Here is a 1,250-nt window from a genome sequence, read left to right on the forward strand (position 1 = left end):
TCATATCCGTTTCCTTGAATGACACCAGGTAACCATTTTTCAATGGAGTCGTCTAGATTCAAGCGGTTCTCTCCAGCCAATTGAAGTAGAACTGTTGCAATAAATGTCTTCGTCACACTGCCAATACGAAAGCGATAATCTGCTTTCATTGGTTTCTTGGTTCTCAGATCCGCAACCCCAGTAGCATAACTCCACGTTTTTCTATCCTTTGAAATTTTAGCGAGTATCCCTGGGTATCCAAGTTGTAGTGTATCCCGCATTGCTTTCTTGACGGAAGTACGATCTCGTTGAGTATTTGTTTGTAACGAACTAGATACATTTTGATCAGACTCTGCTTTTACAATTGAGCTTGGCGTTGTGTATATTAGGGAACTTCCAGCTATTAAAAGGGTCAGACTTGCACTCGTAATTTGCCTACTTGTTTTCATAAGATTCTCCCTCTCCTCTATTCATATTGTGTAGATGGTTATTAGCTGTTTCATACTAAGCACACAGCTATCATCTCTATTAAAAGTTCAATATTACATTTGTAATTATCTTGCTAATTATTTTTTTACAAATGCCATTGTATTCTAACAAACGATAAATTCCTCTTTTTCCACATGTATGTTAATCCTAGAAGAACCACTCTTATTACTGGTTTGTTTTTCATAAATAAATCATACCTGTTTCCCCTTTCATGCCTCATTATATTTTTTAACATACACAATGTAGATCTCCCCTCCTTATTTATTGTTAATGCGTTAAAAACTGCTCCTTGATTCTAAATGTTTTTCTGTCACACACGGTAGTGTCAAAATGTCATGATTTTTATGACATAACTATTAATACAGCCTTATCCACTCAATTTTTGTTCTCCTTTATAAATATGACAAAAACTCACTACCTACTATGACTGGCCTCTTGCTACACTCTGTTCATGCGCTAATAAAAAAAACAAATCAATTAAAGGAGCGTACAAAAATGAAACAAGCAATTAACAAACTGGGGATTGTTGCAGTTCTTCTTTCTTCTTCAACAATGATTTCTGCGTGTTCCCAACAATTATTAGAAGCTGAAAAATCAAAACCATTAGCATCCTCGACTAATATTCAAATGATGGAAGGACCTAATAATAAAAAAGAAATAGAATCTTTTGCTGATCCGTTATTTGAAGAAAAAATGAAGAAGTATAATGTGAACGGTTCTAGTTTTGTCGTCGTTCATGATGGAAAGGTCGTTGTCAATAAAGGATATGGATATGCCGATAA

General features: G+C 34.9%; 1 protein-coding gene and 1 pseudogene. One reads left to right on the plus strand and one right to left on the minus strand.

The genetic code is table 11. The features are described from left to right. Positions 1–428, minus strand: a 428-nt coding sequence (locus J4P91_RS28645) for a serine hydrolase domain-containing protein (RefSeq protein ID WP_207996791.1), incomplete at its 3' end; no start/stop codon positions are given. A gap of 535 nt (positions 429–963) precedes the next feature. On the opposite strand from J4P91_RS28645, the pseudogene J4P91_RS28650 reads away from it, so the two are divergent. Next, positions 964–1,250: pseudogene (locus tag J4P91_RS28650) on the plus strand (serine hydrolase); the annotation flags it as partial.

The organism is Bacillus sp. XF8, from assembly GCF_017498755.1.
Taxonomy (GTDB): Bacteria; Bacillota; Bacilli; order Bacillales; family Bacillaceae_G; genus Bacillus_A; species Bacillus_A bingmayongensis.